This window comes from Streptomyces sp. NPDC015532 (assembly GCF_043078065.1).
Taxonomy (GTDB): domain Bacteria; phylum Actinomycetota; class Actinomycetes; order Streptomycetales; family Streptomycetaceae; genus Streptomyces.
In genome coordinates this window covers 162,782-182,624 of record NZ_JBIBSY010000014.1, presented here as the reverse complement: position 1 = coordinate 182,624, position 19,843 = coordinate 162,782, and the positions used below count along the sequence as shown (strand labels likewise).

19 protein-coding genes are annotated in these 19,843 nt (G+C 72.8%); 11 read left to right on the top strand and 8 right to left on the bottom strand.

Annotated features, from left to right (window positions below; translation table 11 throughout):
• Positions 1-379: 379 nt before the first annotated feature.
• Complete coding sequence (locus ACF07B_RS32995) at positions 380-1,084, bottom strand: copper homeostasis protein CutC (RefSeq protein WP_392181658.1); 705 nt, start codon at positions 1,082-1,084, stop codon at positions 380-382.
• Positions 1,085-1,322: 238 nt separating this feature from the next.
• On the opposite strand from ACF07B_RS32995, the gene ACF07B_RS32990 reads away from it, so the two are divergent.
• On the top strand, positions 1,323-3,803 hold the full coding sequence (locus ACF07B_RS32990) for an N-acetylmuramoyl-L-alanine amidase (protein ID WP_392181657.1): 2,481 nt from the start codon (positions 1,323-1,325) through the stop codon (positions 3,801-3,803).
• A 95-nt stretch (positions 3,804-3,898) separates the two neighbouring features.
• Here ACF07B_RS32990 and ACF07B_RS32985 read toward each other — a convergent pair whose 3' ends face one another.
• Both ACF07B_RS32985 and ACF07B_RS32980 read right to left on the bottom strand, forming a co-directional pair.
• Complete coding sequence (locus ACF07B_RS32985) at positions 3,899-4,576, bottom strand: maleylpyruvate isomerase family mycothiol-dependent enzyme (RefSeq protein ID WP_392181656.1); 678 nt, start codon at positions 4,574-4,576, stop codon at positions 3,899-3,901.
• 79 nt (positions 4,577-4,655) lie between these two features.
• A complete protein-coding gene (locus tag ACF07B_RS32980) occupies positions 4,656-5,687 on the bottom strand; it encodes a saccharopine dehydrogenase family protein (RefSeq protein WP_392181655.1) in 1,032 nt (343 codons plus the stop codon).
• Between the two features lie 110 nt (positions 5,688-5,797).
• Here ACF07B_RS32980 and ACF07B_RS32975 point away from each other — a divergent pair, with 110 nt between their 5' ends.
• The 4 genes from ACF07B_RS32975 (at position 5,798) to ACF07B_RS32960 (ending at position 10,074) form a co-directional block, all read left to right on the top strand.
• A complete protein-coding gene (locus ACF07B_RS32975) occupies positions 5,798-6,895 on the top strand; it encodes a helix-turn-helix domain-containing protein (protein ID WP_392181654.1) in 1,098 nt (365 codons plus the stop codon).
• Positions 6,853-7,536, top strand: a complete 684-nt coding sequence (locus tag ACF07B_RS32970) for a hypothetical protein (RefSeq protein WP_392181653.1) — start codon at positions 6,853-6,855, stop codon at positions 7,534-7,536. Before ACF07B_RS32975 ends, ACF07B_RS32970 begins: the two co-directional genes overlap by 43 nt.
• 259 nt (positions 7,537-7,795) lie before the next feature.
• Complete coding sequence (locus ACF07B_RS32965) at positions 7,796-8,947, top strand: Cmx/CmrA family chloramphenicol efflux MFS transporter (RefSeq protein ID WP_369485388.1); 1,152 nt, start codon at positions 7,796-7,798, stop codon at positions 8,945-8,947.
• Positions 8,948-8,991: 44 nt separating this feature from the next.
• Entirely contained in the window at positions 8,992-10,074 is a 1,083-nt protein-coding gene (locus ACF07B_RS32960; protein ID WP_392181706.1) for a GNAT family N-acetyltransferase, read from the top strand.
• 43 nt (positions 10,075-10,117) lie between these two features.
• Here ACF07B_RS32960 and ACF07B_RS32955 read toward each other — a convergent pair whose 3' ends face one another.
• Together ACF07B_RS32955 and ACF07B_RS32950 are read right to left on the bottom strand one after the other, a co-directional pair.
• The gene (locus tag ACF07B_RS32955; RefSeq protein ID WP_362393028.1) at positions 10,118-10,381 is read right to left on the bottom strand and encodes a DUF4031 domain-containing protein; all 264 of its coding nucleotides are present in this window, start codon (positions 10,379-10,381) and stop codon (positions 10,118-10,120) included.
• The gene (locus ACF07B_RS32950; RefSeq protein ID WP_369485380.1) at positions 10,378-10,773 is read right to left on the bottom strand and encodes a hypothetical protein; all 396 of its coding nucleotides are present in this window, start codon (positions 10,771-10,773) and stop codon (positions 10,378-10,380) included. The genes ACF07B_RS32955 and ACF07B_RS32950 overlap by 4 nt, the downstream gene beginning before the upstream one ends.
• A gap of 56 nt (positions 10,774-10,829) precedes the next feature.
• On the opposite strand from ACF07B_RS32950, the gene ACF07B_RS32945 reads away from it, so the two are divergent.
• The 4 genes from ACF07B_RS32945 (at position 10,830) to ACF07B_RS32930 (ending at position 15,038) form a co-directional block, all read left to right on the top strand.
• A complete protein-coding gene (locus ACF07B_RS32945; RefSeq protein ID WP_362393034.1) occupies positions 10,830-11,750 on the top strand; it encodes a MurR/RpiR family transcriptional regulator in 921 nt (306 codons plus the stop codon).
• A gap of 187 nt (positions 11,751-11,937) precedes the next feature.
• Positions 11,938-12,873, top strand: coding sequence for an N-acetylmuramic acid 6-phosphate etherase (gene murQ, locus ACF07B_RS32940; RefSeq protein WP_392181652.1), 936 nt, complete (start codon positions 11,938-11,940; stop codon positions 12,871-12,873).
• Positions 12,874-12,889: 16 nt separating this feature from the next.
• Positions 12,890-14,404 carry a PTS transporter subunit EIIC gene (locus tag ACF07B_RS32935; RefSeq protein WP_392181651.1) on the top strand — a complete coding sequence of 505 codons (1,515 nt, stop codon included), beginning with the start codon at positions 12,890-12,892 and terminating at the stop codon, positions 14,402-14,404.
• Positions 14,405-14,450: 46 nt separating this feature from the next.
• The gene (locus tag ACF07B_RS32930; protein ID WP_392181650.1) at positions 14,451-15,038 is read left to right on the top strand and encodes a hypothetical protein; all 588 of its coding nucleotides are present in this window, start codon (positions 14,451-14,453) and stop codon (positions 15,036-15,038) included.
• A 63-nt stretch (positions 15,039-15,101) separates the two neighbouring features.
• Here the strand turns inward: ACF07B_RS32930 and ACF07B_RS32925 are convergent, their stop codons facing one another.
• Entirely contained in the window at positions 15,102-15,314 is a 213-nt protein-coding gene (locus ACF07B_RS32925) for a hypothetical protein (protein ID WP_362393046.1), read from the bottom strand.
• A 115-nt stretch (positions 15,315-15,429) separates the two neighbouring features.
• On the opposite strand from ACF07B_RS32925, the gene ACF07B_RS32920 reads away from it, so the two are divergent.
• Both ACF07B_RS32920 and ACF07B_RS32915 read left to right on the top strand, forming a co-directional pair.
• Positions 15,430-16,269 carry a Scr1 family TA system antitoxin-like transcriptional regulator gene (locus tag ACF07B_RS32920; RefSeq protein WP_369485384.1) on the top strand — a complete coding sequence of 280 codons (840 nt, stop codon included), beginning with the start codon at positions 15,430-15,432 and terminating at the stop codon, positions 16,267-16,269.
• Positions 16,253-16,465 (top strand): DUF397 domain-containing protein, encoded by a 213-nt coding sequence (locus ACF07B_RS32915; RefSeq protein WP_392181649.1) that lies wholly within the window; start codon positions 16,253-16,255, stop codon positions 16,463-16,465. Before ACF07B_RS32920 ends, ACF07B_RS32915 begins: the two co-directional genes overlap by 17 nt.
• A gap of 88 nt (positions 16,466-16,553) precedes the next feature.
• Here the strand turns inward: ACF07B_RS32915 and ACF07B_RS32910 are convergent, their stop codons facing one another.
• Together ACF07B_RS32910 and groL are read right to left on the bottom strand one after the other, a co-directional pair.
• Positions 16,554-17,675, bottom strand: a complete 1,122-nt coding sequence (locus tag ACF07B_RS32910) for an NADH:flavin oxidoreductase (RefSeq protein WP_392181648.1) — start codon at positions 17,673-17,675, stop codon at positions 16,554-16,556.
• 287 nt (positions 17,676-17,962) lie between these two features.
• Positions 17,963-19,588, bottom strand: coding sequence for a chaperonin GroEL (groL, locus tag ACF07B_RS32905; RefSeq protein WP_326787049.1), 1,626 nt, complete (start codon positions 19,586-19,588; stop codon positions 17,963-17,965).
• Positions 19,589-19,843: the final 255 nt, after the last annotated feature.

Here is a 19,843-nt window from a genome sequence, read left to right as displayed (position 1 = left end):
CACATGTGTGATTGTCATGCCCCGGCCGATCGGGGCACGATCAAATATGCACGCAAAGGGCTGCCCGGTGATCGCCGCGTGACTCTCACAACACAACAACTACGTGGCGGAGATGGATCCGTGACCTGCCGGACCCGACCGCCCGCACACGACCGGCACGCGGGGCCGGCACGCGGGCCGGCACGCGGGGCCGGCACGCGGGGCCGGCGCAGCACACGGCACCGGTCACGGCACGCAGCACACGGCACCGGTCACGGCACGCAGCACACGGCACCGGTCACGGCACGCAGCACGCGGCACCGGTCGCGGCACACAACACACGGCACGCGGCACCGGTCGCGGGCCCGGCGCGCGGCACCGGTCGCGGGAAGCCGGCCGCCTACGCGTCGACGGCCGTCCGCCACTCCCGTACCGACTGCGCGGAGACCGGCCCCGTCCAGCCCCCGGGACGTGCGGCACCGCCGATGTGGAAGGCGTCGAGGCCCGCCGCGCGCAGCTCCGGCAGGTGGTCGAGGCGCAGACCGCCGCCGACCATGATCCGCGGCTCGTACCCCGGTTCCCCGCGGCGGGCGCCCTCGGCCGTGAGGATGGGGAGTCCGTCGTCGACACCCGTCGGGGACCCGGCGGTCAGATAGGCGTCGAGGCCGGGCAGGTCCGCGAGCTGCTTGCGCAGGGCGTCACGGTCGGCGGTGCGGTCGATCGCGCGGTGGAACGTCCAGCGGCAGCCGTCCAGTTCGGCGACGATCCGCTCCAGGGCGGGCAGGTCGGGGCCGCCGTGCTCGTCGAGGAAGCCGAGGACGAACTCGTCCGCGCCCGCGTCCCGCAGCTCGCCCGCGGCCCGTACGAGAGCGTCGACGCCCGTCGCGCCGCCCGCCGAGAAGCCGTCGGACAGGCGCAGCATCACGCGCAGCGCGATGTCGACGGAAGCACGGATCCCGGCGAAGGTCTCCACCGACGGGGTCAGCCCGTCGGCCGCCATGTCCGTGACCAGCTCCAGCCGGTCCGCCCCGCCGGCCTGGGCGGCGACCGCGTCCTCCACGTCGAGGGCGATCACCTCCAGGACTGCGCTCTTCCGCTCACTCATCGGACCTCTTCTCCTGGGCCGCTATAGGTCTAGTCCAATCAAACAGTACGCGGGCGGGGGCGGGGGCGCGAGAAGATCACGGCGAACAAAGGGGCGGTCACGGCGGTTTCCGGTCCGGCCCCCTCCCGGGAGCCGCCGACCCGCGCACCGGATTCCGCCCTGTTCCAGCCATAGTTGAACCCTCATGTACCCTCCTCAAGCGTGGAGATCTTGTAAAGGTCGCGTGAAGGGGTGGGCGGTGCGACGACGCGGGTGGGGTGCGGCCGTTCTGGCGGTCGCGGCGGTGTCCGGGACGCTGGTCGTCCAGGGAGCGGACGGCGGTTTTGAGGGCGCCGGGAGGTCCGGGCCGATCCGGACCCGTTCGAGCACCGCCGCGCTGACGGTGGCCCACGGCGGCACGTCCGCCCGGCTGGACCAGCGGGACACCGCTCCCTTCAGCATGCTCGGCGTCACCTGGGCCGAGGCTTCCGCACGGGTGAGCGGCACCATCGAGGTCCGGACCCGGGACACGGCCAGCCGCACGTGGTCGACGTGGCGGCGGCTGGACGGTGACAGCGGCGAGGGCGAGCGGGGCGCGTCCCGCGGCGGCACCACGCCCGCGTGGGTGGGCCCGTCCGACGGCGTCCAGTTGCGGATGTCGAGCGGTGCCGCGCGGCGGCTGCCCGAGGGCCTCCGGCTGGACATGATCGACCCCGGTGGTACGGCCTCGGCGCTGGAGCCCGCCGGGTATGTGATGGACCCGGTCGACCCGACCGGCGAGGCCGACCCGACCGGCACGGCGGACGCGACCGATCCGGCCACGACGGACGCCCCCGCGGACACCGCGTCGCCCGACCCGTCCCCGTCCCGGACCTCCGGGCCCCCGTCCGGTCCGACGGACTCCGCCGAACCCACCGGGACGGAGACGCCGTCGTCCACCGGGAGCGCGAGCCCTTCCCCGGCCGTCTCCGCGCCGGACCCGGCCTCGCCGACCGCGACCGTGCCCCCGGCCCCGCCCTCCACCGTGCCTCGCCCGCCGATCACCTCGCGCGAGGGCTGGGGTGCCGACGAGTCCATCAGCCCCGAGGAGCCCGGCTATCTGCCGGGAGGGCAGATCAAGGCGGTGGTGCTGCACCACACCGCCACCTCCAACGACTACACCTGCGCGGAGGCCCCGGCCATCATCCGGGCCGTCTACGCCTACGACGTACAGCAGTTGACCTGGAAGGACATCGGCTACAACTTCCTCGTCGACAAGTGCGGCACGATCTACGAAGGCCGCAAGGGAGGCGTCGACCGGCCCGTGATGGGCGCGCACGCCTACGGCTTCAACTCCGAGACCACGGGCATCGCCGTCATCGGTGACTACAGCGACGTGGCCCCCTCGAAGGAGGCGATGACCTCGGTCGCCCGGCTCGCCGCGTGGAAGCTCGGCCAGTACGGCGTCGACCCGACGGGCACCGCCACCCTCACCGCGGGCGCGAGCGGGCCGAACTACTTCCGCCAGACCTGGGACGCGGGCACCAGGATGACCTTCCCCGTCATCCACGGCCACCGTGACGGCTACAACACCGTGTGCCCGGGCGACGCGTACTACGCCATGCTGCCCACGGTCCGCGCCTGGGCGGGCGGGACGGTCGAAGGGCTCAGGCTGGACTCGGTCACTGGTACCGGCGTGTCCGGCACGACCGTCCTCACCGACACCGCCGTCACCGTGAAGTGGTCGGCCTCGACCCCGGCCTCCCTGGTCGAGCGGTACGCCGTCCTGGTCGACGGCGAGGTCGCGGCCACCGTCGCCGGCACCGTCTCCTCCGCCGAGGTGAGCCTGGCCCCGGGTACCCACAAGGTCGCCGTGCGGGGCGTCCACCAGTCCGGCAGGACCGCGATCACCGAGGACATGACCGTCCTCGCCGAAGCAGCCCCGGCCTCCACGCCCCCCGCCGCGACCACCCCGCCCACGACGAGCCCCGCCACCCCCGCGGCGACGACCTCGCCCACGGCCGGGGCGACCACCCCCGCCGCGACCACCTCGCCCACCTCGCCCACCGCGAAGGCGAGCACGCCCACCCCGACCGCCTCGCCCACCACGAAGGCCACCACCCCCGCCGACACCACGCCGCCCGTCTTCTCCACCCAGCCGAGCCTCGCCCTGCGCACCGGCACGGTGAGCACCACGGCCGTCCCGCTCACCCTGAAGTGGAAGGCCACCGACACGAAGGGGCTGAAGGAGGTCCGCCTCACCGCCCCGGTCGCCAGGACGTACGGCCCGACGGTCACGAGCGCGAGCATCACCGCCAAGTCCGGTGTGGCCACGACCTGGAGGATGGCCGCGTACGACCGGGCCGGCAACGCCCGCTCGGCCTCGGTGAGCGGCACCCCCGTGATCCTCCAGGAGAGCGCGGCCACCAGGAGCGGCACCTGGACGTCCAGGTCGTCGAGCAGCTACCTGGGCGGCACGTCGTACAGCAGCTCCAAGAAGAGCGCCTCGCTGACCTGGACCTTCACCGGGCGCTCGGCGGCCCTGGTGGTCTCGCGCGCCACGACCTCCGGCCAGCTGTACGTCTACGCGGACGGCAGGAAGACCGCGACCGTGGACCTGAGGTCGACGACCACCAGGTACCGCGACGCGATCTGGGCGACGGCCTGGACCGCCGCCGCCAAGCACACGGTGAAGCTCGTGGTCGTCGGCACCGGCGGGCGGCCCACGGTCACGACCGACGGACTGGTGTATCTCAAGTAGGCGGCCGGTCAGGGCCACCGCGCCGGGCCGGTGCGGTGGCCCTGACCGGCCGGATCCGTCGTACTCGCCATGGATCCGTCGGAACGGTTCCCCGGTCAACCGAACAGATTGAGCTCTTCCTCCCGCGCCCCCACCAGCTCGTACGCCGCCGTCTTCGGGACCGGCCGCCCCGAGCAGAGCCGTACGAGGGTCGCGGCGCCGCCGAGGTAGCGGGCCGGGGGACGGTCACCGGGGACGCCGCCCAGGCGCAGCGGGTCGTCGAGCTGGTCGAGGTCGGCGTGCAGCGGGACGCGGCCGCTCTCGCGGCTGAAGCGGACCAGGAGCGCGAGGGCGTGCGGGAGTCCTTCCCCCTCGTAGGCGCCCGGTTCGCCGAACGCCTCGCGCACGTCCCCGGCGTGGATCCACTCGCCGAGCGCGACCGCGTCGAGCGCGCCCCGGGTACGGGCGATCGCCGGGCCGGCCTCGGTCATCCCGTGTTCCAGCTCGTCGATGACCCGCGCCGTCGGCCAGTCGGCACGCTCGGCGATGTCGCGGTCGTTGGCCTCGGGCTCGAACACCCCTGGTTCGAAGCGGCGCTCGACGACCCGTGACAGCACGGCCGAGCAATGTGCCAGCACGTCCCGCACCGTCCACGCCGGGCACCCGGCCGTCAGGAGCGCGAAGTCGTCCTCCGGGCGGGCCCGCAGCAGCGGGATCAGCGCGTCGCGCTCGGTGCGCAGGAGCAGACCGGGCAGTTCCGGGTCCCGTACATCGTGTGCGTCTTGAGGAATCATGACTCCACGCTAGGGCTTGTCTGACAATTCGCGTCGTCGCCCGAAGGGCAGACGGGAATTGTCAGACGAGCCCTAGGGGCTACCCGCGCAGTTCGAAGGAGATGTGCGGGGACAGCGCGCGGAGGAAGTCCGGGGCGTCGAAGATCTCGCCGGCGGAGGCGACGCCGACCGTCCTGGTGCGTCCCGTCAGGACGCGTTCGAGCGCTTCCACCACGAGCGGCGCGGTGACGGCGTAGATGTCCTGGCCCCGTGCCACGGCGCGCCGTTCGGCACCGCCGGAGCGCACCACGACGTCGACGAGGAAGGTCTGCCCGGACCGCCCGCGCTCGTCGACCGGGCTCGGAGAGGGGGTCTCCGGGGCCGCCAGCTCCCCGGCCGCCTCGACGGTCATGTAGGTGCACACCTCGGAGACCGCGATGTGGCTGGGCACGGTGACCACGTCGGCCATCGAGAACTCCCCGAGGACGGCGCGCGGGCCCATCGGCTCGGGGAACGGCCACTCCAGGGCGGGCAGAGCGTCCTCGACGTACTCCAGCCGCCCTCCGGTGTAGCGGACGCGTCGGCCGCCGCGCCGGTCCCGGGAGACCGCGCCCGCGGCGCGCGTCCCCGCGGTGGGGTGCCAGCCGCTCAGCCCGTACGCGATGTGCGCCTCGTCGGCCGTCGTCCACTCGCCCATCGCGGCGGTGACCAGCAGGTCGCCGAAGCCGCCGTAGAAGGCCATCGCGGGGACGATCACCGTTCCCGCGGCCTCGGCCCGCTCCGCGAAGTGCGCGAACGTGTCGAGGTTGGCCTCGATCTCGGCCGCCACGTCCACGTACGGGATCCCGGCGCGCAGGGCCGCCTCGATCACGGGTCCGGCCGTCGTGGCGAACGGCCCGGCGCAGTTGACCACCGCCGCGGCGCCGGTCAGCGCGTGGTCGAGGGACGCCGGATAGTCGACCGTCGCCGGCCGGACGTCCAGGCCCGGCCAGGAGGCCGCCAGTTCCTTCAGCTTCTCGGCGTCCCGGCCGGAGAGCACCGGGGTGAACCCGCGCTCCAGCAGCTCGGCCACCACGAACCGACCGGTGTGCCCGTACGCGCCGAACACCGTCACCGCCTGCCCCGACTTCATGGGTTCTCCCCCGTGCTCGAAGTGAACTGCCTTGATCCGTAAGGACATCCTGGCGAGAACGGGCGCCCCGCACGAGTGTCCGGAACGCCATGCCCCATACAATTCCGGACATGACCTCTGTCGCGCTGGCCGTCACCGACGGGATGCTGCACTTCGAACTGGCCCTGGCCTGCGAGGTCTTCGGCTCCGCTCCGGACGCCGTACGGGTGCCCTGGTACGACCTCGCGGTCTGCGGGCCCAAGGCCGTGCGCGTCGGCCCGTTCCGGCTGGAGCCCGACCACGGCCTCGACCGGCTCCCGTACGCCGACACGGTGATCGTCCCGGGCTGGGCCGACATCGACCGGGAGCCGCCCGCCGCCCTCGTCGACGCGGTGCGCGCGGCCCACGAGGCGGGCGCGCGCGTGGCCTCCCTGTGCACCGGCGCGTTCGTCCTGGCCGCCGCCGGGCTGCTGGACGGCAGGCGCGCGACCACGCACTGGGCGCACACCCGGACCCTGGCCACCCGCCATCCGCGGGTGCTGGTGGACCCGGACGTCCTGTACGTGGACGACGGCGGCGTGCTCACCTCGGCCGGCAAGGCCGCCGCCATGGATCTGTGCCTGCACCTCGTCCGCCTCGACCACGGCTCCTCGGTCGCCAACACCGTCGCCCGCAACCTGGTCGTGCCCCCGCACCGGGACGGCGGCCAGGCCCAGTTCGTCAGCACGCCGGTGCCCGCGCCCGACCACCATCCGCTCGCCGAGCTGTTCCCCTGGGTCATCGAGCGGCTGGACCGTCCGCTGACCGTGGAGGACCTGGCCCGCCAGGCGCGGATGAGCTCGCGCAACCTGGGCCGCCACTTCAGGTCGGTGACCGGCACCACCCCGCTCCAGTGGCTGCTGACCCAGCGGATCCGCCATGCGCAGGAATTGCTGGAGACCACCGACGCGGGCGTCGACTCCATCGCGGCGGCCACCGGCATGGGTACCGGGACGACACTGCGCCGGCACTTCAACCGCACGGTGGGTGTGCCTCCGGACGCCTACCGCCGCACGTTCCGCGCACGGACCCGCCCCGGCCCCGCGCCGGCGGACAGCACCACAGCGGACAGCGCCACGGCGGGCACCACCACGGGCACCACGACAGGCCCTACGACGGGGAGTCCCGCGGCGGGGACAATGGCGGCATGGCAGCAGAGAGCAACCGCCACCCGGCCCACGCGGAGCTGACGAAGCGCTGGGCGGACACCGTCCTGACCGCACGTGACGGCGAGGGCGGGACCGGCCCGGCGCCGGAACCCTACGGGGCCGATCTCCTGGCCCGCTGGGCCGAACCCCGGCGCCGGTACCACACCACCGACCATCTCCTCGCGGTCCTCGGCCACATCGACGTGCTGGAGGCCCACGGGGAGCGCGCCGACGATCCGGCCGCCGTGCGCCTGGCCGCCTGGTTCCACGACGCCGTGTACCTCCCGGACCGTTCGGAGAACGAGGAGCGCTCCGCCCGGCTCGCCGAACGCGCGCTGGCCGAACTGGGCTTCGCCCCGGACCGCACGGCCGAGGTCGCCCGGCTCGTCCGGCTCACCGTCTCCCACGACCCCGCCGACCAGGACACCGACGGCGCCGTCCTGTGCGACGCGGATCTCGCGATCCTGGCCTCGCCGCCGGCCGCGTACGCCGCCTACACCGCCGCCGTCCGCGAGGAGTACGCCTTCGTCCCCGACGACGCCTTCCGCGTGGGCCGCGCGGCCGTCCTGCGTCAACTCCTCGACCTGCCAAGGCTGTTCAGGACTCCGTACGGCGAGCGCGTCTGGACGGCACCGGCCCGCCGGAACATGGAGGACGAACTGGCCACGCTGACGGAGGTCTGACGGGGACGGCTCCGGCCCTTCCGGCGGGCGAGGGGCGGGAACGGCCGCAGCGCCGGGTACGGGGAGGGGCGAGAGGTACGGGGAAGGCGGGGGTGCGGGGAAGGCCGAGGGAAACGGGTTCGACTGCGGGCGCCGGACCACGTACCAAGGAGCCATGCCTCCGAGCCCCGGCCCCCTGAAGCCGGACATACCCGCCACCGCCCGGGCCCTCGCCCCCGGCTCCTCCCCGGACGTCACCCCGGCCGCCGGCCGGCCCCGTATGCCCCTGTCCGTCCATGTCCTCGCCCTGTGCGTCTTCGCCCTCGGCACCAGCGAGTTCATGCTGTCCGGGCTGCTGCCGTCCATCGCGACGGACCTGGGCGTGACGATCCCACGGGCGGGACTGCTGATCTCGGCGTTCGCGATCGGCATGGTCGTCGGCGCGCCGCTGCTCGCCGTGGCCACGCTCCGGCTGCCGAGGCGGACCACCCTCGTCGCCCTGATCGCGGTCTTCGGGCTCGGCCAGGTGGCGGGAGCCCTGGCGCCGGACTACACCGTGCTCTTCGCCTCACGGGTCGTCAGCGCCCTGGCCTGCGCGGGCTTCTGGGCGGTCGGCGCGGCCGTGGCCGTCGCGGCGGTGCCGGTGACCTCGCGGGCACGGGCGCTGGCCGTGATGATCGGCGGCCTGTCGATCGCGAACGTGCTGGGCGTGCCCGCGGGCGCCTTCCTCGGCCAGGGACTCGGCTGGCGGGCCGCCTTCTGGGCCGTCGGAGCGGCGTCCGTCGTCGCGCTCGTGGGCATCGTGACCCTCGTCCCGCCCATCGCGCCCCCGGACGTGCGACCACGGCTCAGGGGAGAGCTGCTCGTCTACCGCGACCGGCAGGTCTGGCTGTCCGTCGGCACGATCACGCTCACCGCGGCCGGTGTCTTCTGCGCCTTCAGCTATCTCGCCCCGCTGCTCACCGAGGTCGCCCATCTCCAGGAGAGCTGGGTCCCGACCGTGCTGGCGCTGTTCGGCGTGGGCGCGATCATCGGGACGACGCTCGGCGGGCGGTTCGCCGACGCGTATCCGTTCACGGTCCTGCTGTGCGGTATGGCCGCGGACATCGCCGTCCTCGTCGCGTTCGCCCTCCTCGGGCGGTACGCCGTCGCGGCCGTCCTGCTCTCCTTCCTCCTCGGGGTCGCCTGCTTCAGCACCGCCCCGGCCCTGAACGCCCGGATGTTCCATGTCGCCGCTGCCGCCCCGACCCTGGCGGCCGCCACCACCACCGCCGCCTTCAATCTGGGCAACACCGCCGGTCCCTGGCTCGGCGGGGCCGTCATCGACGCGGGGCTCGGATACCCGGCCACCGCCTGGGTGGGCGCGGCACTGACGGCCGCCGCCGTCTGCCTGACCCTCGTGGCCAGGAATCCCGTACGTTCCAAGGGGTGATCCGTCCTATTCTCGGCCGCATGACAGACATGGGCGGGGATCAGATCGAGGAAGCCGTCGCGAGCTGCGCCGCGCTGCTGCGCGCGGCGGCCGGACGTGACTGGGACGGTGTACGGGCGGGACGGCTGGAGTGGAGCTGCCGGCGGACCGCCGAACACATCGCCAGTGATCTCATCGCGTACGCCGGGCAGTTGGCCGGGCGGGCCGGGACGGCGTACGTGCCGTTCGAGATCACGGTGGACGAGGGCACCGGCGCCGCGGGGGTCGTCGACGTGATCGAGACGACCGGCGCCCTGCTCGCCGCCGCCGTCCGCACGACCCCGCGCGAGGTGCGCGCCTTCCACCCGTACCCGTTCCGCAGCGCGAACCGCGAGGGCTTCGCCGCGATGGGGGTCGCCGAGGTCCTGCTGCACACGCACGACATCGCCGAGGGCCTCGGCCTGCCGTACGAGCCGCCGGCCGAGCTGTGCGCCCGGGTCCTCGCCACGATCTTCCCGCACGTGCGACCCGAGCCCGACGCGCCGTGGAGCACGCTCCTGTGGGCCACCGGGCGCGGTGACCTGCCCGGCCGGGAACCGCTCACCGAGTGGCGCTGGAACAACAACCTGGTGATCGACGCCGAGCGGCTCACCCTCCAGGGGGTCACCCCGGCAGCCGCCGCCGATCTGCGCGCGGGCGGCACGGGCGGCTTCGAGTGGATCGAGGGCGGCCCCTTCGACGGCACCCGGGACGCCTCCGGGATGATCGCGAGCGCCTACGAGAAGGGCGTGCACCGGCCGGAATGGGGGATGTTCGTGCTCGTACGGCGCGAGGACGGTCTCGCGGTCGGCGCGATCGGCTTCCACGGCGTGCCCGACGAGGAGGCGCGCGCCGAGGTCGGCTACGACCTCGCGGAGAACGCCCGCGGCCGGGGCTATGCCACCGAGGCCCTGCGCGCCCTCTCCGCATGGGCCCTCGCCCGCGACGACGTCAAGATCCTGCTCGCCGCCATCGACCGGGAGAACGCCCCCTCGCAACGGGTCATCGCCCGCGCCGGTTTCACCCGGGTGAGCGAGGACATGGAGAAGCTGGCCCGTGAACTGCACGGCCTGGAGGAGCCCTTGAGGCTGTACGCCCGCGAAGCCTGAGCCTCCCGGTGGCCGGGCAGCCCGCGACCGCGGTCCCGCCCGGTCATCGCGCCCGCTTGCGGCGGCGCAGTCCCGCCCCGTGCAGCAGCCGTACGACCTCACGGCTGCTGACCTCCACCGCGCCGGCGGCGACCGCGTCGGCGTAGCGGTGCGAGGGGATGTCGTAGTGGTCGCGCTCGAAGGCCCGCGGGGGCGCGCCCAGCCGCTCGGCGAACGCGTGGAGTTCGTCGTAGGAGACATCGCTGATCAGGTGGGACCACACACGGTCGTGGCCCGGCCAGGTGGGCGGATCGATGTACACGGTCACGAGGGCGGATTCGTTCCGGTCGCCGAGCCGAGCGAACCCACCGGGGAGATCTTCACGCCCGCCTGGTGGCACACCCAGTGCGGGTCGGGGCCCAACTCGGGCTCCACCTCCAGGGCGTGCGGGTCGCCGCTGGAGCACACCGGGCACAGCGGCCACCGTCCGTGCCGCTCCAGGATCGCGTCCTGCACGTCCTGGGCGACGAGCCCGGCGACGAACCCGGCGCCTTCCGGCCACTGCTCGACCCACCAACGGCGCTGCACCACCGAGTCCTCGACCAGGGAGACGACGTCCGCCTCGGCCACCTGGCCCGCGATCAGGTCGGCGAGCACGCGGGCGCGCGCCGCGTGCAACGCCTGCTCCAAGGGGCTGAGGGGGCTGCCGGTGGGGTCCATGTCCCCATTGTGGGCACCCTTGACCGTATGCCCCAAAGGAAAATATCTTTCATGGTGTGACCCATGACGTGAAGGAAATTTTCGCGGGTGAGGCACCGCCCGCCCCCGCGGCCCTCGCGGCCAAGGTGCGGACCCTCGCCCCCTCGATGACGCGCTCCATGCAGCGGGTCGCCGAGGCCGTCGCCGCCGACCCGGCCGGCTGCGCGGCCCTCACGGTCACCGGACTCGCCGAGCTCACCGGCACCAGCGAGGCCACGGTCGTACGCACGGCCCGCCTCCTCGGCTACCCCGGATACCGCGACCTGCGCCTCGCCCTCGCCGGGCTCGCCGCGCAGCAGCAGTCGGGCCGGGCCCCCGCCGTCACCGCCGACATAGCCGTCGACGACCCCATCGCCGACGTCGTCGCCAAGCTCGCCTACGACGAGCAGCAGACCCTCGCCGACACCGCCGCCGCGCTCGACACCGTCCAGCTCGGCGCCGCCGTCACCGCCATCGCCACCGCCCGCCGCGTCGACATCTACGGTGTCGGCGCGTCCGGGCTCGTCGCCCAGGATCTCCTGCAGAAACTCCTGCGGATCGGGCTCATCGCCCACGCGCACAGCGACCCGCACCTCGCGGTGACGGGCGCGGTGCAGCTGCGCGCCAAGGACGTGGCGATAGCCATCACGCACTCCGGCTCGACCGGCGACGTCATCGAGCCGCTGCGGGTCGCCTTCGAGCACGGAGCGACGACGGTGGCGATCACCGGCCGCCCGAGCGGACCGGTCGCGCAGTACGCCGACCACGTCCTCACCACCTCGACCGCCCGGGAGAGCGAGCTGCGCCCGGCGGCCATGTCGTCGCGCACCAGCCAGCTCCTGGTGGTGGACTGTCTGTTCGTGGGGGTCGCCCAGCGCACCTACGAGACGGCGGCGCCCGCGCTGTCCGCCTCGTACGAGGCCCTGGCGCACCGCCACTCCCCGCGCGGCGGCCGCTAGCCGCGCCGCCCGGCCGGCGGACCGGGATCCGGGGCCGCGGGACACACCGGGGAACTTCCATCAGCGGGGAGAGTGCGGCCCGGCGGGCGGCTGTCGGCGCCCGCGCGGCGGTCCCGCACGTCGTCCCGGCCCGCGCCCCGCCCGGGGCCGCGGATACGACACCTCACCGGAAAGAGCCGACCCTGTCATGACCTCCATGCCCAACCACGGCGATCTTCGAGCGGAGTTGGAGACGCTGACCACCGAGGCGTTCCGCCCCGAGCTGTCCGACATCGACCGTCTGTCCACGCTGGAGATCGCGCGGATCATGAACGGCGAGGACACGACGGTGCCGGCGGCCGTCGCCGCGCAGCTTCCGCTCATCGCCGCCGCGATCGACGACATCGCGGAGCGCATGGCCCGCGGCGGCCGTCTCGTCTACGCGGGCGCCGGCACCGCGGGCCGCCTCGGAGTCCTGGACGCCTCGGAGTGCCCGCCCACGTTCAACACCGATCCCTCCCGGGTCGTCGGCGTGATCGCGGGCGGCCCGACCGCCATGGTCACCTCGATCGAGGGCGCCGAGGACTCCCGGGACCTCGCGGCGGCCGACCTGGACGCACTCGCCCTGACGGCCGACGACACCGTGGTCGGTGTCTCCGCCTCGGGCCGCACCCCGTACGCCGTCGGCGCGGTCGAACACGCCCGCAAACAGGGCGCGCTCACGATCGGCCTGTCCTGCAACGCGCACAGCGCGCTCGCCTCCGCCGCGGACCACGGCATCGAGGTCGTGGTCGGCCCCGAACTGCTCACGGGCTCCACCCGGCTGAAGTCCGGCACCGCGCAGAAGCTCGTCCTCAACATGCTCTCGACGATCACGATGATCCGGCTCGGCAAGACGTACGGGAACCTGATGGTCGACGTACGGGCCTCGAACGAGAAGCTGCGGGCCCGCTCCCGCCGCATCGTCGCCCTCGCCACCGGGGCCTCCGACGAGGAGATCGAGCGCGCGCTCGCCGCCACCGACGGCGAGGTGAAGAACGCCATCCTGACGATCGTCGGCGGCGTCGACGGACCCACCGCCGCCCGCCTTCTGGAGGAGTCCGAGGGCCATCTGCGCGCCGCGCTGGCGGCTTCGGCCCGCTGACCAGCACGCTCGGGGAGTGAGCACAAAGGACTCCACCACAGCAGCGGCCATCCTCCCCCTCGTGGGCGGACCCGCGAACGTCCTCACCGTCGCCCACTGCATGACCCGGCTCCGGCTGGGGCTGCGGGACGGCGACCTGGTGGACGAGGCGGGCCTGCGGGCCCTGCCCGCCGTCCTCGGCCTGGTCGCGGACGACGGCTCGTACCAGATCGTGCTGGGCCCCGGCACGGTCGCCCGGGTGACGCCCGCCTTCGAGGCACTGCTGGCGGGCGCCCCGGCGCCCCTCGCCCCGCCCGGCGCGGAACCGGCCACCGCGCCGGGCACCGGACCGGCGACCACCGCGGACCGGCTCGCCCTGCGCGGCGCCGAGCTGAAGGCCTCCCGGACCCGCCGCAACGCCACCCCCCTCAAGCTGTTCCTGCGGCGGATCGCGGACGTCTTCGTGCCCCTGATCCCCGCCCTGATCGGCTGCGGGGTCATCGCCGGCCTCAACGGCCTGCTGATCAACCTCGGCGTCCTGAAGGGCCTGACCCCCGCGCTGACCGCCATCGCCGCCGGGTTCATGGCGCTGATCGCCGTCTTCGTGGGACACAACACGGCCAAGGTGTTCGGCGGCACCCCGGTCCTGGGCGGCGCGGTGGCCTCGGTCGTCGTGTACGCGGGGGTCGCCAAGGTGACCGTCCTCGGGGTGACGCTCGCCCCCGGCCAGGGCGGTGTCCTCGGCGCCCTGGCCGCGGCCCTGCTCGGGACGTACGTGGAGAAGTGGTGCCGCCGCTGGGTGCCGCCGACCCTGGACGTCCTGCTCACCCCCACCCTCACCGTGCTGCTGACCGGCCTGGTCACGCTGTACGCGCTGATGTACGCGGCCGGTGAGCTCTCCGCCGCCATCGGCAGCGCCGCCGCCTGGCTGCTGTCCACCACCGGCGCCCTCGCCGGGCTCGTCCTCGGCGCCCTGTTCCTCCCCCTGGTGATGCTGGGCCTGCACCAGGCCCTCATCCCCATCCACACCACGCTCATCGAACAGCAGGGGTACACCGTCCTGCTGCCCGTGCTCGCCATGGCGGGCGCGGGCCAGGTCGGCGCCGCCCTCGCGGTCTACGTCCGGCTGCGCCACGACACCTCGCTCCGTACGACGATCAGATCGGCGCTCCCGGCCGGGCTCCTCGGCGTCGGCGAACCCCTGATCTACGGCGTCTCCCTGCCCCTCGGCCGCCCCTTCGTCACGGCCTGCGCGGGCGGCGCGGCGGGCGGTGCCTTCATCGGCTTCTTCTCGATGCTGGGCGACCGCGTGGGCTCGACCGCCATCGGACCCTCCGGTGTGGCCCTGTTCCCGCTGCTGTCCGGCAACCGGGGCCTCGCCGTCACCGCGGCGATCTACGCGGGCGGCCTGCTGACCGGGTACGCCGTCGGATTCGCGGCCACCTACTTCTTCGGCCTCGGCGGCGCCCTGCGAAACGGTCCCGACGGCGGACTCGACCGTGACACCGGCGGCGCCTCACCGGCCCGCCGCTCGGAACAGGCCGCCGTCTAGGACCTGTCCCGGCCGCGCTGTCGGTGGCGCGTGCGACGCTGGGGGCATGAACCACGCACAGCTGACCGCCCTCGGCCGCGCTCTGCGGCTGCTCGGGGAACACGGCGACGCACTGAACGCCGACACCCCCGACGCCAAGCTGCACGAGGTCAAGGCGGACCTGAAGCGGGCCCTGGACCTGCTCGACGAGACGGTGTCGACGGCCAAGCCGACCACCCGCTGCCCCGAGCACCCGAACGGCCCGGTGGACGAGAGCGCCCCGGACCGCTGTCTGCTCTGCGAGACCCGCCGCCGCACCGCCCGCCGCACCGAGGTCAACGACGCGTACACGCACGGCCGGCCAGCCGCCCCGGACGAGCTGCCCGACCGCACGATGTCCCGCTACGGAGTGCGCGGTGACCGCCCCCAGCCCCAGCAGCGCTGGCTCCCGGAGGTGTGGAACGGCCAGACGTGGCTCCTGTGCGGCACTCCCCGCCGCGACCGCCAGGAGGCCGAGCGTTACCTCGCCGCCGAGCGCCGGGCCCCCCGCCCCGGCATGGCCTACCGCCTCGTCCACGAGTTCACGGACTACGAGGTGCTCCGCATCTGGGGCACCCCGGTCAAGGTCGACATCGAGCCGATGGGGAACCTCTAGGCAGGCCGGGAAACCTTCAGGAAGGCCGGGGGCCCGAAGGCGGGCCCCCTCCCCGGCCCCGGGTCAGGGCAGCCGCCCCTCCGCGTTGAGCCGCCGCACCCGGGCCCGCAGCACCTCACCCGGCGGCGCCTCCCCGAGTGCCTCGGGCGGACAGTCCCACTCGATTCCCCCGCCGGGCGGCCGCAGTTGTACGAGGCCGCCCTCGCGCCCCATCACCTGCCCGAGCCGCCCGTCCCGTACGTCGATCGCGTACTCCTCGCCCGACGTCGTCTCCATCGCACCGCACCTTCCACGCTGAGTGTTCGCTTTCACCACCCAGCGTGGCCATCACCCCCCTAGCCTGGGAAGGGACGCCGGTCCAACAACCCCACCTGTGTGACAGGGAGTCGCCATGCCCGGCCCCAAGGACCTCGACCCGGCCGCCTCCCCCCGCGCGATGATCGGCGCCGAGCTGCGGCACGCCCGCGAGAACGCCGGTCTCAGCCAGGCCGACCTGGGCGAACCCCTCTTCGTCAGCGGTTCGTTCATCGGCCAACTGGAGTCGGGCACACGCCGCTTGCAGCTCGAATACGCCGTCCAGATAGACGAGATCCTCGGGACCAAGGGCTTCTTCGAACGCAACTGCCGGGCCCTGGCCAGGTCGAAGTACCCGGACCACTTCGTGGAGGCGGCAGAGGCGGAGGCGGTTGCCACGGGGATCAGGGAGTATGCGCCGGCACTCGTCCCGGGCCTGCTGCAGACACGGGGGTATGCCCAGGCCATGTTCCGCCGGGGACGCCCGACGGCAACAGCGCAGGTCATCGACGAGTTGGTCGCGGCCCGACTGGAACGTGGGCGCCTGCTCGACGATCCAACAACGCCGCTGTTGTGGGCGATCCTTGACGAGGCTGTCCTACGCCGAAGGGTCGGCGATTGGCCGGTCATGGCCGAGGCCCTACGCCACATTGCCACCCTGGTGGAAGGGCACCGGGTCATCGTGCAAGTGCTGGCCTTCGCAGCGGGAGCCCACATGGCCATGGAGGGCTCCCTCAAGCTGATGACCTTCAACGACGCCGCACCTCTCGCTTACCTGCAAGGCCTGGGGACAGGCCGGCTGGAGGACGACCCGGCCACCGTCGCCCACCATGACCTGACCTTCCACCTCCTCGCGGCCAGCGCACTCTCACCGCACGAATCACTGGCCCTGATCCGCTCGGTGGCCGAGGATTACGCGCATGAGCGACAGCCCTGAGTACGCCCTGCGCAAGGCCACTTGGCGCAAGTCCAGCTACAGCGGAGCAAGCGGCGGCGACTGCCTGGAAGTTGCCCTGGCTGCGGGCCACCCCCCTCACATCCCCGTCCGGGACTCCAAGAAGCCCGGTTCCGTGATCGCCTTCGGGGCCGCCGCGTGGGGCGCCTTCGTGGGCCACCTCGGCGCCACCGGCTGACCGGGGCGGAGCGCGGAAAAAAGGGACGGCGCCCGCGTCGCGGCGGGCGCCGTCCCTCCCCCGTTCCCCCTGTTTCCAGGAAGCTGTGTCAGCTGAGCGTGCGCAGCGCCGCCGCGTCGTACGGAGCCAGGTCCTCGAAGCGTCCGGCCAGGACCTTCGCCGCCCACTCGGGGTCCTGGAGCAGCGCGCGGCCGATGGCGACGAGGTCGAACTCGTCGCGCTCCATGCGGTCGAGGAGGTCGTCGATGCCCTTGACCGGGGAGCCCTCGCCCACGAAGGCCTTGATGAAGTCGCCGTCCAGGCCGACCGAGCCGACGGTGATGGTGGGCTTGCCCGTCAGCTTCTTCGTCCAGCCCGCGAGGTTGAGGTCGGAACCGTCGAACTCGGGCACCCAGTAGCGGCGCGTGGAGGCGTGGAAGGAGTCGACACCGGCCGCGGCGAGCGGGGCGAGGATCGCCTCCAGCTCCTCCGGGGTCTCGGCGAGCCGGGCCTCGTAGGCCTGCTGCTTCCACTGCGAGTAGCGGAAGATGACGGGGAACTCGGGCGAGACCGCGGCACGCACCGCGGCGACGATCTCCGCCGAGAACTTCGTACGGGCCACCGGGTCACCGCCGTACGCGTCCTCGCGCCGGTTGGTGCCGGCCCAGTGGAACTGGTCGAGCAGGTAGCCGTGGGCGCCGTGCAGTTCGACACCGTCGAAGCCGATGCGCTCGGCGTCCGCGGCGGCCTTGGCGAAGGCCTCGACGACGTCGTCGAGGTCCTGCTGGGTCATGCTCTTGCCGGTGACCTCGGCGCCCTCCTTGTAGAGGCCGGAGGGGCCGACGGGCGGGGCGTCCGTGAAGGGCGGCTCGCCCGCCTTGCGGACCATGCCGATGTGCCAGAGCTGCGGGACGATCGCACCGCCCGCCGCGTGCACGGCGTCGGCGACCTTCGCCCATCCCGCGAGCTGCTCCTCGCCGTGGAAGCGCGGCACCGCGTCGCTCTGTCCGGCCGAGTCGTGGCCGACGTAGGTGCCCTCGGTGACGATCAGGCCGACGCCCGCGGCGGCGCGGCGGGAGTAGTAGCCGACCACGTCCTCCCCCGGTACACCACCCGGCGAGAACATCCGGGTCATCGGGGCCATGGCGATCCGGTTCGGGACGGTCAGGCCGTTGATCGAGACGGGACGGGACAGGATCTCGGCTGCGCGGGTCGCGGCGTCAGCGGTCACGTGGGGGCTCCTCGAAGAGGTGGTCGGTATGACGTCGAGCGGTCTGCGAAGCAGGAGATTCCGTGCGGTATGTGCACATGCATCAACTGCTCTTCAGCGTCAACCTCCGCACCGGGCGGAGCATTCCGCCGTACCCGGGCCCGCTTCTGTGATCCGGGCCACGTCGCGGGTCGGGCCGCGGCCCCGGGAGCCGTCCGGGGCGGGCCGGGAAACGCCCGAGGGCGGCACCCCCCTTGCGGGAAGGTGCCGCCCTCGGTACGTCAGGACGGTTGATCGACCGGGGTCGATCAGAAGTCCATGTCACCGCCCGGCATGCCGCCCGGAGCGCCGCCGGCAGCGGCCTTCTCCGGCTTGTCGGCGATGACGGCCTCGGTGGTCAGGAACAGCGCGGCGATGGAGGCGGCGTTCTGCAGGGCAGAGCGCGTGACCTTCGCCGGGTCGATGATGCCTTCGGCGATCATGTCGACGTACTCACCGGTCGCGGCGTTCAGGCCGTGGCCGACGGGAAGGTTGCGCACCTTCTCGACGATGACGCCACCCTCGAGACCACCGTTGACGGCGATCTGCTTGAGCGGGGCCTCCAGGGCGAGACGCACGGCGTTGGCGCCGGTCGCCTCGTCGCCCGTGAGCTCGAGCTTCTCGAAGACCGAGGAGGCCTGGAGCAGGGCCACGCCACCACCGGCGACGATGCCCTCCTCGACGGCCGCCTTCGCGTTGCGAACGGCGTCCTCGATGCGGTGCTTGCGCTCCTTGAGCTCGACCTCGGTGGCGGCACCGGCCTTGATGACGGCCACGCCGCCGGCCAGCTTCGCCAGACGCTCCTGGAGCTTCTCGCGGTCGTAGTCCGAGTCCGAGTTCTCGATCTCGGCACGGATCTGGTTCACACGGCCGGCGACCTGGTCGGCAGAGCCGGAGCCGTCGACGATCGTGGTCTCGTCCTTGGTGATGACGACCTTGCGGGCGCGGCCCAGCAGGTCCAGACCCGCGTTCTCCAGCTTGAGGCCGACCTCCTCGGAGATGACCTCGCCGCCCGTGAGGATGGCGATGTCGCCGAGCATGGCCTTGCGGCGGTCACCGAAGCCCGGAGCCTTGACGGCGACGGACTTGAAGGTGCCACGGATCTTGTTGACGACCAGGGTCGACAGGGCCTCGCCCTCGACGTCCTCGGCGATGATCAGCAGGGGCTTGCCGCCCTGCATGACCTTCTCCAGGAGCGGGAGCAGGTCCTTCACGTTCGCGATCTTGGAGTTCGCGATCAGGATGTACGGGTCGTCGAGGACGGCCTCCATACGCTCCATGTCGGTGGCGAAGTACGCCGAGATGTAGCCCTTGTCGAAGCGCATACCCTCGGTGAGCTCCAGCTCCAGACCGAAGGTCTGGGACTCCTCGACGGTGATGACGCCTTCCTTGCCGACCTTGTCCATCGCCTCGGCGATGAGCTCGCCGATCTGGGTGTCGGCGGCGGAGATGGAGGCCGTGGAGGCGATCTGCTCCTTGGTCTCGACATCCTTCGCCTGCTCAAGCAGGGCACCGGAGACGGCCTCGACGGCCTTCTCGATACCGCGCTTGAGGGCCATCGGGTTGGCGCCGGCGGCGACGTTGCGCAGACCCTCGCGCACGAGCGCCTGGGCCAGCACGGTCGCCGTGGTCGTACCGTCGCCGGCGACGTCGTCCGTCTTCTTGGCGACTTCCTTGACCAGCTCGGCGCCGATCTTCTCGTACGGGTCCTCGAGCTCGATCTCCTTGGCGATGGAAACACCATCGTTGGTGATCGTGGGGGCGCCCCACTTCTTCTCGAGGACGACGTTACGGCCCTTGGGGCCGAGGGTGACCTTGACGGCGTCAGCGAGCTGGTTCATCCCGCGCTCGAGACCGCGCCGTGCCTCCTCGTTGAACGCGATGATCTTGGCCATGTGAAGTGGTCCTCCCGGACGGGGTGGATTGCTCCGGATCGTGCCCGCGCCCGCGACGGACGGCCTGCAAGCCTTGTGGTTCCTTGCCCCACAGGCCCGCGGGCCTCGCTGACCCGATCCAAGTTCTGTCACTCTCACTGGGAGAGTGCTAACGCCAATGATTAGCACTCGACCCCTGCGAGTGCAAGCGCCTCTCGCGAAAACAGCCCCTGCGCGGGCCCTTGCGCGAAGGTCCGCACAGGTACCGCGCGGGGG